The 14276-nt window shown below is 72.9% G+C and carries 9 protein-coding genes and 1 tRNA gene; 2 read left to right on the top strand and 8 right to left on the bottom strand.

Annotated elements, in window-relative coordinates; translation table 11 throughout:
- From ACQCO7_RS36620 to ACQCO7_RS36585, 8 genes are all read right to left on the bottom strand, one after another.
- Entirely contained in the window at positions 1–291 is a 291-nt protein-coding gene (locus ACQCO7_RS36620; protein WP_464075836.1) for an acyl carrier protein, read from the bottom strand.
- Positions 288–1151: a 3-hydroxyacyl-CoA dehydrogenase family protein gene (locus ACQCO7_RS36615; protein ID WP_464075835.1), complete on the bottom strand. Its 864-nt coding sequence runs from the start codon at positions 1149–1151 to the stop codon at positions 288–290. The genes ACQCO7_RS36620 and ACQCO7_RS36615 overlap by 4 nt, the downstream gene beginning before the upstream one ends.
- A gap of 231 nt (positions 1152–1382) precedes the next feature.
- On the bottom strand, positions 1383–2249 hold the full coding sequence (locus ACQCO7_RS36610; RefSeq protein ID WP_464075834.1) for an FkbM family methyltransferase: 867 nt from the start codon (positions 2247–2249) through the stop codon (positions 1383–1385).
- 32 nt (positions 2250–2281) lie between these two features.
- Positions 2282–3025: a phosphotransferase family protein gene (locus ACQCO7_RS36605; RefSeq protein ID WP_464075833.1), complete on the bottom strand. Its 744-nt coding sequence runs from the start codon at positions 3023–3025 to the stop codon at positions 2282–2284.
- A complete protein-coding gene (locus tag ACQCO7_RS36600) occupies positions 3018–3836 on the bottom strand; it encodes a hypothetical protein (protein ID WP_464075832.1) in 819 nt (272 codons plus the stop codon). Before ACQCO7_RS36600 ends, ACQCO7_RS36605 begins: the two co-directional genes overlap by 8 nt.
- On the bottom strand, positions 3833–4660 hold the full coding sequence (locus ACQCO7_RS36595; protein ID WP_464075831.1) for an endonuclease/exonuclease/phosphatase family protein: 828 nt from the start codon (positions 4658–4660) through the stop codon (positions 3833–3835). The genes ACQCO7_RS36600 and ACQCO7_RS36595 overlap by 4 nt, the downstream gene beginning before the upstream one ends.
- A gap of 174 nt (positions 4661–4834) precedes the next feature.
- Positions 4835–4908 (bottom strand) — tRNA-Pro (locus ACQCO7_RS36590).
- Between the two features lie 45 nt (positions 4909–4953).
- Positions 4954–6375, bottom strand: coding sequence for an MFS transporter (locus ACQCO7_RS36585; RefSeq protein WP_464075830.1), 1422 nt, complete (start codon positions 6373–6375; stop codon positions 4954–4956).
- Between the two features lie 190 nt (positions 6376–6565).
- Between ACQCO7_RS36585 and ACQCO7_RS36580 the strand changes: the two genes are divergently transcribed.
- The gene (locus tag ACQCO7_RS36580) at positions 6566–7144 is read left to right on the top strand and encodes a TetR/AcrR family transcriptional regulator (RefSeq protein ID WP_464075829.1); all 579 of its coding nucleotides are present in this window, start codon (positions 6566–6568) and stop codon (positions 7142–7144) included.
- Positions 7145–7594: 450 nt separating this feature from the next.
- Complete coding sequence (locus tag ACQCO7_RS36575; protein WP_464075828.1) at positions 7595–14209, top strand: SDR family oxidoreductase; 6615 nt, start codon at positions 7595–7597, stop codon at positions 14207–14209.
- Positions 14210–14276 lie beyond the last annotated feature (67 nt).

Below are 14276 nucleotides of genomic sequence, written 5' to 3'. Positions count from 1 at the left end.
TCAGACGCCTCCGGCCGCGGTCGTACGGAGCCGGGTGACGAGTCCCGCCATGGACCGGGCGCTGCGGAAGTTGTCGAGTTTCAGGTCCTGGCCCTCGACCATCACACCGAACGTCTGCTCAAGGTGGACGACGAGTTCCATGGCGAACATCGAGTTGGCGAGACCCGCGGCGAACAGGTCGTCGTCGGGCGCCACCTCGACCTTCAGCCGCTCGTGGAGATAGCGCGTCAGCGAGGCGGAGATCTCCGCCTCCTCCGCCTCGTCCGCCGAGGCGGCTGCCGTGTCGCTCACTTCATGCCCTCTCCGTAGTCGTAGAAGCCCCGGCCCGTCTTGCGGCCGAGGTCGCCCGCGCGCACCTTCTCCAGAAGCAGCGCGCAGGGCTCGGCGCGTTCGTCACCGGTCCGCAGGTGCAGGGCGGTGAGCGCGTCGGCGAGGTTGTCGAGACCGATCAGGTCGGCCGTGCGCAGAGGTCCGGTCGGGAAGCCCAGGCAGCCCTGCATCAGCAGGTCGACCACCTCGGCCGGGGCCGTACCCTCGGCGACCACCCTGATCGCGTCGTTGATCATCGGGTGCAGGAGTCTGCTGGTGACGAACCCGGGCGCGTCGCGTACCACCACGGGCTGTCGCGCGAGCCGTGCGAGGAGCCGCTCGGTGGTCGCGAGGGTCGCGCCGGCGGTGCGCGGTCCCCGGCTAACCTCGACCATCTTGATCAGGTACGGGGGATTCATGAAGTGCGTACCGATGACGTCGCCGGGGCGGGGCAGGGTGTCGGCGAGTTCGTCGACGGGGATCCCCGAGGTGTTCGTCATCAGCGGTGTGCCGGCGGGGACCGCTCCGGTGGCCGCCGCCAGCGCCTTCGTCTTGGCGGCGAAGTCCTCGGTGACGGCCTCGACGACGGCCGTGACGCCGGCGAGGTCCTCGGCGGAGGTGCTGAGGATCAGCTCACCCCGGGGCCCGGCGGGCAGTGCCGCGACCAGAGCGGCGTGCCGCACCTGGTGGGCGACGGCGGCCTCCGCACGCGCCAGCGCCCCTGGATCGGTGTCCACGAGGACCACGGGTACGCCGTGCCCGACCGCGAGAGCCGCGATACCCGAACCCATGACACCGGCGCCCAGGACGCCCAGTTGGTATGTCTCCGACTCTGTGCCCACTTGACCACCGTCCGCACGTGATCGAGCCCGCGAAACCCGCAGGTTCAGCATGATGCGGTGCACAGTCAACACAACCGCGCGCCCGGACCGATCGCGCTGGAGTCACAAACCGGGACGGCAACTCTGAGCAGCCGTCCCAAGAGGGCCCCGCCCCAAGGCCCTTCGCCGGTCCGGCCAGTTCCTTCACCGGGCGAGGACGACGACGTGACGCCGCGGCCCGGCCGGCCCTCTCTACGGCCTCAGCGCCGAGGCCGCGACGGCGAGGACATGGCGGGACGCACCGCGCCGGGAACGGGACCCGTACCGCAGTGGCTCCACGGTGTAGCCCGCCGCCGAGAGGAAGGCGCGCGTCTCCTCCCCGGTCCCGTGCGTCTCACACACGATGACGGGCCGGGCCGCACGCAGCGTGCCGACCATGCCCCGCAGCACCCCGAGCTCCGCGCCCTCCACGTCGATCTTCACGACGTGCGGCAGGGCGATCTGTCCGCCTTGGACGAGCTCGTCGACGGACCGGCAGCTGACGGGGATCGCGGCGCGCGCCCCGGGCGGCGGGGGCAGCGTACTCAGCCGCGCCCAGAAGGGCTCCCCCGCCGGTGTGAGCATCGCCGGTCCGGACCGGTCGGCGAGGGCGCATTCCAGCACCGACACGTTCGGCCAACGGGAGAAGCCGACGTTGCGCCGCAGCGCCGCCACGTTCTCCGGGAGCGGTTCGAAGGAGTAGACGTGCCCCTCGGGGCCGACGCGGCGCGCCCCGAGCGCCGTGTAGAAGCCGACGTTGGCGCCGATGTCGTAGAACACGTCACCCGGCCCGAGCAGATCACGCAGCGCGGCCTGGACATGGGGTTCGCTGATCCCCAGGGCGAAACTCGGGGCGGAACCCCCGGCGTTGAACGGGATTCCCGCGCAGGCCCCGAAGGGAATGACCACGTCCCGGCGGCGCAGCGGCCCCAGCAGCCACCGGCCCAGGGCGGCCCTGCGCGTGCCGCCGAACCACGGACCGGTGAGACCCGACGCCACATGGTCCGGAACGAGCCGCGCGAGACGCGCCAACGCCCCACCGGCGCCGCCGGACTCACGGCAGACCTGCCCGGAGTGCATGTGCCCCTCCTGCCCCTGTCTTCCGGCGTCGCTCACCGCAGCAACCGCCACACCACCGCCCACTGCCGTACAGCGTCCAGATCGAGAGGACACCGGGCCCGGTAGCCGTCGAGGTAGGCACGGGACAACAGCCGTCGCCCCACCGGCGCCGCCGCGCGTGCCCACCGCGGAGCCGCCGCCGGCGCCGCGCCACGGGCGATGGTGACGAGGGTGAGCGCGACGTCGGCGGCCGGGCAACCGCGCGCGGCGCCGGACCAGTCGACGGTCAGCCACGCCCCGGTGGCGGGACGTCTCAGCAGGTTGGCCGGGTTGAAGTCCCCGTGCAGGAGCCGGCTCCCGGTGGGAAGGTTCCGCACCAGCCGCTCCAGACGGTGGCGGGGCAGGTCCCGGCGGGCGATGCGCGACATCAGCACGTCGTGCATCGTGGGCAGCGACGCGGGTGCCGCCACGCCGTGCAGGGCCGCGTGGACGCCGCCCAGGACGCGGCCGGCCGTGACCACGGTCCACGGAGCCCTGCTCAGACTGTGCAGCAGAGGGGAGGGGTCCAGACGTTCCATCACCAGCCCCGGCAGCCCGCCGATGCGGGCCGGTCCGTAGGGACGCGGGACGGGGGCACCGTGTTCCCACGCCGCGGCATGGGCCCGGAAGGTCCGCTCGTCGCTGCCGTACCCACGACAGCTCACCCGGAAGACACGCCCCTCGTCGAGACCGAACACCCGCGCTTCGCATCCCTCGGCGATCAGACGGCCCGGCGCCGTGCGGGAGGGGTCAGGCATGTGACCGCACCACGGTCAGCCACTCCGCGCTGGGCAGGTGCGGCAGCACACCGCGGTACGGCTCCCACGCCTGGTCGGGCTCGGCCGCGTCCCGCCACAGGTTCTCGAACACGCGCTGGTAGAGGTTCATCAGGTGCCGGCCCTCGGCGCTGTGCACGGTGGTGCCGACGAGCGAGTTGGACCCGCCGGACAGCGGCCGGCCCCCGGGGTCGGCGAGTCCGCGGTCGTCGTAGGAGTACCAGCCGACCGCCAGAACCTCCTTGCCCAGGAGCCTCCCCCGCAGGGAAGCGGTCTCCGAGTAGCACTTGATCTGGAGCCCGATGCTCCGTGCGCGGTCCGCCGGGATGCGGTACGCGAGCGCGCGCAGGCCCTCCGCGAGGCGGTAGTCCCGCTGGTAGTCGCTGATCGCGGCGGACGGGTGGGCGACGAGCAGCCGTACCTGCCTCGTGCACCCCTCCTCACCGAGTTTCGCGAGCAGGGGCAGCGCTCCGAACGCGCTGTACTCCAGCAGGTCGACCGTGCGGGGGCGCTCCTGGACGACATGGGCGATCAGGTACGGCACGGCTTCGTCGTCGTTCCTGAACGCCTTGACCTCGGCGCGTTGCGCGGCCCTGCCCTGGAGTGTGATCTCCACCAGGATGGTGAGGAGGGTCAGGTCGGCGCCGACCATGATCGCCAGGCTCGCGGTCAGGTCCAGGGCCCCGATCGCCGAGGCGACCACCGAAGCGACGGGAGGCAGGACCAGGCAGCAGAGCAGCAGGCGCCGGACTTTCCGGCTCTCCAGTCTCGAAGGCTCCGGAACGCCGGTCATGACGGCTCGGCCGTGGCCGGACCGAGCCGGGTGACGTCCAGGTCCACCACGATGGGGTAGTGGTCGGAGATCCGGTCGGTCTCCGCGTTCCTGAGGACGCGGTAGTCCGTGGTCGTGGCCGCCAACTGGGCTGTCGCGTAGAAGTAGTCGAGCCGTAGCGGGGAGAAAGCCGCCCCCGGCACGGGTAACGCGGTCGGCAGGGTGTGACCGGTCGAGCCGTGCAGCCGCCCCACGTCCACCAGTCCGGCGGATTCCAGTCGGCGAAGAGCGCGGGTGTCCGCGGTCGCGCCGCCGTCCGGCGCGCAGTAGCGCGCACGGTCCTCGGGCCGCATCGCTGCCATCGCCGCCGTGTGATCGCCGTGCGGGTCCGGGGAGTTCAGGTCGCCGACGACCAGGGTCGGCTCATCGTCGCGGACGAGCTTCAGCAGATTGACCGCTTCGGTCAGGCGGACGTCCGGGGAGTCCGGACACCAGTGCGCGCCCAGGGCGTGGAGGACGCCTCCGTCCGGGAGCGCGACGCGCAGACCGATCAGCGCGTGGAAGAAATCCGGACGGCTGAAGCGGGTGCAGGTCACGGCGAGATCCCGTCGTACGAATGCGGCGACGTGGTATCCGCTGTCCGACAGGGACAGGAACCCGGACAACCGCAGCCGGCCCCCTACGTCGTCGAGCAGGCGGCAGCCGTGTGCGTCGAAGTCGCGCGCTTCCTGGAAGAAGACGAGGTCGGGTGCGGAGGCGTGCACGATGTCGACCGCCCGGTTCAGCCGCTTGTGGCTGCCGTTTCCCTTGCCGCCGTCGAGAAGATTCCAGCTGATGATCCGCATGCAGGACCGCCCCCCGCATCAGCCCGCCCCTGTGCGTCGGCCGATTTTAGCCCGCCGGCCTCCTCACCGGAATGGCCGTGCACGCCGCCCGCTCGCCCTTCTGGCCCCCGAATCGCCCCCAGAACGCACGGAGGCCGCGCCAGATCTCTCTGACACGGCCTCCGGCCATCACCGTCGGGACGACAGGATTTGAACCTGCGACCCCTTGACCCCCAGTCAAGTGCGCTACCAAGCTGCGCCACGTCCCGGTGCGGTTCGCGCGGTCGGTGACCGTGTGAACACGCAGGTAAACCTTACCGCACGGGAGCGGGTGCCTTCGCCGGAGCGGAGTGCGGCGAGGGGCGGGACGAGCGGGCCGTCGGGACCAGGAGCGCCGCGAGGGCCGCCGCGAGGCAGAGCAGGGCGAGCAGGGTGAAACCGTGGGTGTAGCCGCTGCCGTACGGGAGCCCGGACGGCTGGAGGCGGCCGGTCACCAGGACGCTCGTGACCGCCGCGCCGATCGAGCCGCCGATCGTACGGATGTTGGCGTTCATCCCGGTCGCCGCCCCGGTCTGCGCCGGCGGCACGCTGGCCACGACGATGTTCGCCATGGACGCGAACGCGAGCCCGATACCGAGGCCGAACACGCCTGCGACGAGGGCGACTTGCCACTGCGTGTCGTGCCAGAGCGTGAGGAAGCCGAGGGCGAGGGCGCCGAGTCCGGCGCCGGTGACGAGGAGGGCCTTGGAGCCGACGCGCGGCGCGAGGCGTCCGCTGAGCAGGCCGGAGACGAACATCGCGAGGAGCATCGGCAGCATCAGGAGGCCGGACGCGGTGACGCTGGCGCCGAAGCCGTACCCGGCGCTGGACGGCGTCTGGACGAAGCCGGGCAGGAAGGACCAGATCGCGTACATGCCCGCGCCGAACAGCAGGGCGGCGAGGTTGGTCGTCCACACGGCGGGCAGCCGCATGATCTTCAGGTCGATGAGGGGGCTCGCGGCGCGGGACTCGGCGTACAGCCAGGCGGCGGCGAGGACGGCGGCGAGGCCGAGGAGTCCGAGGACGCGGGCCGAGCCCCAGCCCCACGTACCCGCCTGGCTGAGCGGCAGCAGGAGGGCGACGAGCCAGCCGGACAGCAGGACGGCGCCGAGCCAACTGACCGTGCCCGAGGCCCTGTCGGGTGATTCGGGGACGTACCGCACGGCGATCAGCCCGGCCCCCGCGACGATCGCGACCGGTATCCAGAACAGCCAGCGGTAGTCGAGCGCGGAGACGATCGGCCCGGCGGCGACCATGCCGACGCCGCCGCCCGCGGCGATGACGGCGGACAGGGTGCTGATGCGCCCGGGCACGTCCTTGGCGGCGAACTCGTCGCGGATGATGCCGAAGGAGAGCGGGAAGAGCGCGCCGCCGATGCCCTGAATGACGCGGGCGACGATGAGGACGCCGATGGTGGGGGCGAGCGCGGCGAGCAGACAGCCCACGAGGACGGCGGCCAGGACGGCGACGAGCGTGCGCTTGCGGCCGATCAGGTCGCCGACGCGGCCGAGGATCGGGGTGAACACGGACGCGGAGAGCAGGTACGCGGTCATCACCCATGTCACCGTCGACTGCGAGGTGTGCAGGGCGTGCTGCACGGTCGGCAGGGCGGGCGCGATGAGCGACTGGAGCATGGCGAACACACCCGCGCCTGTCGCGAGGACCGCGAAGGTGAGACGGGAGGACGTGCGAGGCATGGAGGACCTCTCGGGAGAGGGGGGCGGTCCGCACCCGCGGTCGGCGAAGCGCCGCGGGGCCGCGCGGGGAAGGCGGGCCGCCCACTGGTAAAGTGGAGGTACGCCTCCACTCTACTGGAGGGAACCCTCCGCTTCAAGGCGTTCCGGAGATGAACCTCCGCTTTCGCCGAACCGGCCCCGGGAGGCCACCGTGACCGCCCACTCGTACCCCATCGCCGAGATCGTCGCCGCCCAGCGCCCGCACCGTAAGGACGCGGCCCGCAACTACGACGCCCTGCTCGCCGCCGCGCGCGAGGCGTTCGCGGAGAACGGCTCCGAAGCGTCCCTGGAGGACATCGCGCGCCGCGCGGGCGTCGGCATCGGCACGCTCTACCGCAACTTCCCCACCCGCCGCGCCCTGTTCGAGAGCGTCTACGCGAACGAGGTCAACGCCCTGTGCGAGACGGCCGAGGAGGTCGCCGGCCTCCCGCCGTGGCCCGCGGTCGTCACCTGGCTGGAAGCCTTCACCGCGTACATGGTCACCAAGCGCGCGGTGCGCGAGGCGCTGGAGAACGAGTCCGAGATCTTCGACGCCTGCCGCGAGTCGCTCTACGCGTCGGGCGGCCCGCTGTTCCTCCGCGCCCAGGAGGCCGGCGAGGCCCGCGGCGACATGGAGTTCGGGGACCTGCTGCGGCTGGTCGCGGGGGTCACCGCCACCCACTTCCCGAGTGACGCGCAGCGCGAGCGCGTCCTGTCGATCGCGCTCGACGGGGTCCGCAAGACCGCCTGATCCTTTCCTGGTCACACCGAGATCGCCACACGGAATTTCCGCGACGGTCATCAACGGCCCTGATTCCGGGGGCCGTTTCGGACATGCGCGGCCATCCGAGCGCATTTCCCGCCACCATCCGTGTTTCGGCGGCGTGAGCCCGGCGTGAACGGCGCCCGCCCGCACCACGATTGGTCCATTTTCCGCCCTGCTGCCCCCTGACCTGCGTCTGACCGAATCGGTTCGACGGCCGATCAGGGGGCGGCGCGGTTATTGACCCGCGAGTAATAACCGCACTACCTTTCCAGCGTTTCACGCACTCGCGCCGAAAGACGGACCGGCGTTTCCCCGGCGAGCCCTGCCCAAATGGCATGGCCGGGGAAGCCGTTGTCCGACCCTGCCGTTTTCCGCTGCTGTCCCCGCACCCCCCACTGTGCAGTTTCCTCCTCGAAGCGTTGATTCTGGAGAGACATGACGCCCGCTGTGCGCCCCGAGGACATGATCATCGGCATCACTCCCTTCGGCAGGCCCGACGCCTTACTCGCCCTCGCCCTCTCCCGGTCCGGCGCCCTCGGCGTCCTCGACCTCGGCGACGGCGACCGCACGGCACGCGAGGCCCTGGAACGGGTACGGCGGGCGCCGGTCGGGGTACGGGTGGGTCCGCACTGCCGGCTGACCCCGGCGGACCTGCCGGACCGTGAGCTGACCATCGTCCTTGCCGCTCAGCGCAGTTGGGAGGCTTCGAGCCGCCACCGGGTCCTCGCCGAGGTGACCGACCTCGCACAGGCACGCGCGGCCATCGCCCGCGGCGCCCACGGCCTGATCGCACGCGGCTCCGAATCCGGCGGCCCCGTAGGCGAGTTGAGCACGTTCGTGCTCCTCCAGCAGCTCCTGTCCGAGGTCGACGTACCGGTGTGGGCCGGTGGCGGAATCGGACCGCGTACGGCCGCGGCGGCGGTCGCCGGCGGCGCGGCCGGGGTCGTCCTGGACTCCCAGCTCGCGCTGCTGGCCGAATCGTCGCTCCCCGACCAACTCGCCGCGCTCGTCCGGACGTTGGACGGCTCCGAGTCGACCGTCACGGACGGCGTCCGGGCCGTGGAACGCCGGGGTGTACGGCTCCCGGTGGGCCAGGACGGCTTCCTCGCCGCCCGGTTCGCCGACCGGTGGGGCGATGTACGCGGCACGGTACGGGAGTTGAGCGGCGCGGTGGGCTCGGCCCTGCGCGACGCCAGCCTCGTGCGGACGCTGGGTCCGGATTCGGCGATGAGCCGGGCGCTGGGCACTCAACTCCCCGTCGCCCAGGGGCCGATGACGCGGGTGAGCGACCGGGCGGCGTTCGCGGCGGCCGTGGCCGAGGAAGGGGCACTGCCGTTCATCGCGCTGGCTCTGGCGAACGGCGAGCGGTCGCGGGCGATGCTCGCGCAGGCCCGGGACGCGGTGGGCGAACACCCCTGGGGCGTAGGCGTGTTGGGCTTCGCGCCGGAGGAGTTGCGCGCCGCCCAGCTGGAGGCGGTACGGCTGTCCCGGCCGACCCACGCGATCATCGCGGGCGGACGGCCGTCCCAGGCACGGGCGTTGGAGGAGGCGGGCATCCGGACGTTCCTGCACGTGCCGTCGCCGAAGCTGCTGCGGCAGTTCCTCGACGCGGGCGCCCGGCGGTTCGTGTTCGAGGGCGCGGAGTGCGGCGGTCACGTCGGTCCGCGCGCCGCGTTCCCTTTGTGGGAAGCCCAGTTGGCGGTCCTGGAGGACTTCGGGGACGTCTCGGACGTGGAGGTGTTCTTCGCGGGCGGGGTGCACGACGAGCGGTCGGCGGCGATGGTCACGGCGCTCGCGGGCCCGTTGAGCGCGCGGGGCGCTGCGGTCGGCGTCCTGATGGGGACGGCGTACCTCTTCACGGAGGAGGCCGTCGGGCAGGGCGCCATCCAACCCCTCTTCCAGGAACGGGTGTTGGACGCCGGGGCGACGACGCTGCTGGAGTCGGCGCCGGGTCACGCCACCCGGTGCGTGCCGAGTCCGTTCGCGGACGGCTACCGCGAGGAGGCGGCCCGGCTGCGGGCGGAGGGCCTGCCCGAGCGGGAGGTGTGGGAGCGGCTGGAGCGGCTGAACGTGGGCCGGCTGCGCATCGCCAGCAAGGGGGTCGAGCGCGACGAGGACGGGGCGCTGGCGTCCGTGGACGAGCAACGGCAGCTCGCCGAGGGGATGTTCATGGCCGGGGAGGTGGCCGTGCTGCGCTCCCGTACGACGACGATCGCCGCGCTGCACGCCTCGGTGACGACCGGCGCGATGGCCTTCCTCGCCGAACGCGTCTCGCCGCGCCCGGCGGTCGAGCCGCAGGCACCGGCGCCGCTGGACGTCGCGATCGTCGGCATGGCCTGCATGTTCGCCGGGTCTCCCGACCTCCCCTCCTTCTGGGCGAACGTCGTCGCGGGCGTCGACGCGGTCACCGAAGTCCCCCCGGAGCGCTGGGATCCCGCCGTCCACCACGGCACGTCCACCGACTCCAAGTGGGGCGGTTTCCTGCCGCGCATCCCCTTCGACCCGCTGCGGTACGGCATCCCGCCGACCTCCCTCGGCAGCGTCGAGCCGGTCCAGCTGCTGTCCCTGGAGGCCGCCCGGCGCGCGCTCGACGACGCCGGATACGGCGACGGGGGGCGGGAGTTCGACCGCTCGCGCACCTCGGTGGTGTTCGGCGCGGAGGCGGGCAGCGACCTCTCGAACGCGGCGACCGTACGCTCCGTCCTGCCCTCGTACTACGGCGAGGTCCCGCAGGCGCTGGACGGCCAGCTCCCGCGCCTCACCGAGGACTCGTTCCCCGGCATGCTCGCCAACGTCATCTCGGGCCGCATCGCCAACCGCCTCGACCTCGGCGGCGCCAACTACACGGTGGACGCGGCCTGCGCGTCCTCGCTGGCGGCGGTGGACGTCGCCTGCAAGGAGCTGCTGTCCGGGACGAGCGACGTCGTCCTGTGCGGCGGCGCCGACCTGCACAACGGCATCAACGACTTCGCCCTGTTCTCCTCCGTCCACGCCCTCTCCCCCACCGGCCGCTCCCGCGCCTTCGACTCCACCGCCGACGGCATCGCGCTCGGTGAGGGCGTCGCCTGCGTCGTGCTCAAGCGCCTCGCCGACGCCGAGCGCGACGGGGACCGGATCTACGGCGTCGTCAAGGGACTCGGCTCCTCCAGCGACGGCCGCTCCCTGGGCCTGACCGCACCCCGGCCCGAGGGTCAACGGGCCGCGCTGGAACGGGCGTACCGCAATGCGGGGGTGTCACCGGCCGAGGTCGGGATCGTGGAGGCGCACGGTACGGGGACGGTCGTCGGGGACCGGACCGAACTGTCCATCCTCACCGAGGTGTTCGGCAACGCGGGCGCCGAGCCGGGACGTTGTGTGCTCGGGTCGGTCAAGTCGCAGATCGGGCACACGAAGTGCGCGGCCGGGCTGGCGGGGCTGATCAAGACGGCGCTGGCGCTGTACACGGGGGTCCGGCCGCCGACCCTGCACGTGCGGGCCCCCAACTCGGCCTGGAAGGAAGGGGAGAGCCCCTTCGCGCTCTCGTCCGAGGCCCGGCCCTGGGACGGTCCGGCGAGCCAACGGATCGGCGGGGTCAGCGCGTTCGGGTTCGGCGGGACCAACTTCCATGTGGTGCTCGCCGCTCATGACGAGGGGGTGCGGGGGGCCGCGGAGTGGCCCGCCGAGCTGTTCCTGTTCCGGGGGCGGGATGTGGCGTCCGCGCGGCGGGGGGTGGAGGAGCTGCTGAAGGCCGCCGAGGGGCCGTGGCGGCTTCGGGATCTGGCGCTGAGTGCGGCGCGGCGGGCGGACGCGAGCGAGGAGCCGGTGCGGTTCGCGGTGGTGGCGTCGGACGTGGGGGAGTTGGTGCGGGGGCTGCGGGAGGCGCTGGAGGAGGTGCACCCGTCAGGGGCGGACGCAGGCACGGCGCCCTCGCCGGAGGCGGACAGCAAGGTCGCCTTCCTCTTCCCCGGTCAGGGCAGCCAGCGCCCCGGCATGCTCGCCGACCTCTTCATCGCCTTCCCCGGCCTCCGGCACTACCTGGACCTGGGCAGAGCCCACGCCCCGACGATGTACCCGCCCGCCGCCTTCGACGACGCCACCCGCGACCGCCAGAAAGCCGCCCTGACCGACACCCGCGTCGCCCAACCCGCCCTGGGCATCGCCGGGTTGGCGGCGTACGCGTTCCTCACGGCCGCCGGGGTCCACCCCGATATGGCGGCCGGACACAGCTACGGCGAACTGGTCGCCCTCTCCGCCGCCGGGGTCATCTCCCCCGAAACGCTGCTGGAGTTGAGCGGGGAGCGGGCGTCGGCGATCCTGGCCGCCGCCGGGGACGACCCGGGCACGATGGCGGCGGTGTCGTCCGACGCGGCGACGGTCGCCCACGTCCTCGGCGAGGCGGGCGACGTGGTGCTCGCCAACCTCAACTCGCCGGACCAGACAGTGATTTCGGGCCCCACGGAGGCGGTCGCCGAAGCCGTACGGCTGCTGCGCGAGGCCGGGCTCACCGCACGCCGTATCCCGGTCGCCTGCGCCTTCCACAGCCCCGTCGTCGCCGACGCGGGTCCCCGGTTCGCCACGGCCCTCGCCCAACACGCCTTCCACGCCCCGGAGTTCCCGGTCTGGGCCAACCGCACGGCAGCCCCCTACGGCGACGGCCCCGACGCGGCCCGCGCCGAACTGGCCGCCCAGATCGGCTCCCCCGTCCGTTTCGCCGACCAGATCGAGGCCATGTACGAGGCCGGCGCGCGCGTCTTCGTCGAGGCCGGGCCGGGGTCGGTGCTGACGCGGCTGGTCGGGCAGGTGCTCGGAGAGCGTCCACACCGGACGGTCGCCTGCGAGCCGCGCCCCGGCAGCGGATTGCGGGGCTGGCTCGACGCGCTCGCTCAACTCGCCCTCGCCGGGGTGGCGGTGCGGGCCGGGTGGCTGCTGCGAGGACGCGGAGCGGTGGACGCGGTGCGCACACCGGCGCCGAAGCAGCCCGGTTGGACGGTCGACGGACAGCTCGTACGGACCGCCGACGGCGAACCGGTGACCGGTGGACTGACACCGGCCCGGCGTGTGGCACAGACGACTTCCCCCCTGTCCCTGGATTCCTCGGAGGCGAACGTGACGACGAACCCCCATCAGGGTCAGGACGCCCTCATCGCGGAGTTCCTGCGGACCAGCCGGGAGATGATCGCGGCCCAACGGGACGTGCTGCTCACGTACTTCGGGGCAGGGGCCGGAACGGGGGCGGTGGAGAGACCGGCGGCTCCACCCATGCCGGTCCTGGAGGCGACTCCCGTACCGCAGAGACCTGTTGAGGCAGCCCCCGTCAACGCCCCGGCTCCGGCCCCGGAGGCCGTGGACGTCGGCCAGGTCGTCCTCGACATCATCAGCGAACGCACCGGCTACCCCGTCGACATGATCGAGCCCGACCTCGATCTGGAGGCCGACCTCAGCATCGACTCCATCAAACGGGCCGAGATCGCGGGCGAACTGGCCCGTCGGCTCGGCGGCTCGACCGACCTCGCGGCCCTGGCGGACGACGAGTTGGAGGAGCTGACGAAGGCGCGTACGGCCGCCGCCGTGACCGACTGGCTCACCTCGCGGCTGTCGGGACCGGTGGCCGGCGAGGAACCCGCGCGGACAGCGGAACCGGTGACGGGCCAGGCACCCAAACGGCTCGTCCTCCGCCCTGTCCTGCTCGACACCGGCAACCATCCGCCGTCCCGACTCGCGGGCACCCATTGGGTGTTGCTCGGCGACGAAGGCTCCGACATCGCCGACCGGCTGACAGCGCACGGCGCCGAGGTCACCGTCCGGGACATGGAACACCTCCTCACCGAGGCCGACGGCCCGGTGGACGGAGTGATCTATCTGGGGGCGGCCGACGGTGTGCCGGTGTTGCCGGACGCCTTCGCGGTGCTGAAGGCGGCGCTGGCCCGGGAGCCCAAGTGGCTCTTGGCGGTGCGGCCGGTGGACGGGGACGCGGTGGGGCTGCGCGGGCTGTTCCGGAGCGTGGCGCGGGAGTTCCCGGGGACGGTGGCGCGGGTGGTGGACGTCGACGAGGACGTGGCGGACACCGTGATCGGCGAGATCCTGGCCGACGACGCGTCACCCGCCGTGGTGTGGAGGGCAGTTGGGCGGCACGGGTTCGAGCTGGCCGAGGCGCCGCTCGGGGCGCTCGGGAGCACCGGGGCCGGTCCCGCCGGGGACGGGGTCGCGGAGGCCGCCGCGCTGGGGCTCGACCGGGACGCCGTCGTGCTGCTGGCGGGCGGGGCGCGAGGGATCGCCGCGCAGTGCGCCGTGGCGTTGGCGCGGGCCTCGCGGTGCCGGCTCGAACTGCTGGGCCGTACGCCTGTACCGGACGGTCCGGAGGAGCGGGCGACGGCCGTCGCGCGCACCCCGGCCGAGCTGCGGGCCGTCCTGGCCGCGCGGGGCGGGAGTCTCGCGGAGGTCAACCGGGAGGCCGAACTCCTGCTCGCGCAGCGGGAGATCCGGGGGACGCTGGCCGAACTGACCGCTCTGGGCAGTGCCGTTCGGTACCGGAGTGTCGATTTCCGGGAGTCCGAGGCCGTGTTGCAGGCGGTGAAGGAGATCCACGCCGAGCACGGGCGGCTGGACGGTGCGGTGTACGCGGCCGGGGTGATCGAGGACCGGCTGATCGCCGAGAAGAGTCCGGAGTCGTTCCGGCGGGTGTACGCGACGAAGGCGCTGGGCGCGCACGCGCTGCTGACGGCGCTGGAGGAGCTGCCGGGCGGGCCGGGGTTCACGGTGCTGTTCGGGAGCATCTCGGCGGTGCTGGGCAATCGCGGGCAGGTCGACTACGCGGCTGCCAACGACGCGCTGGAGGCGCTGGGTTCGGCGTGGGCGGCGCGTACGGGGCTGCGGGCGTTGACCGTGCACTGGGGGCCGTGGGCGCCCGATGCCGCCCACGGGGGCATGGTGGGGCCGGAGTTGGCGCGGGAGTACGCGCGGCGCGGCGTCGCGCTGATCGATCCGGAGGAGGGAACGGCGGCGCTGCTGCGGGAGTTGGCGTGGGGCGATCCGTCGCTGACGGCGGTCGTGCACACGGCGTCGGGCTGGTGACGGGGTGGATCTCAAAGGCCCCGAAGACGCCGCCGATCCGACTGACCGTCAAGCCTGGACCGGCCGT

Source organism: Streptomyces saintjeani (assembly GCF_055409605.1).
The sequence above is the reverse complement of the archived record's forward strand: the minus strand, read 5'-3'. Positions and strand labels throughout refer to the sequence as shown.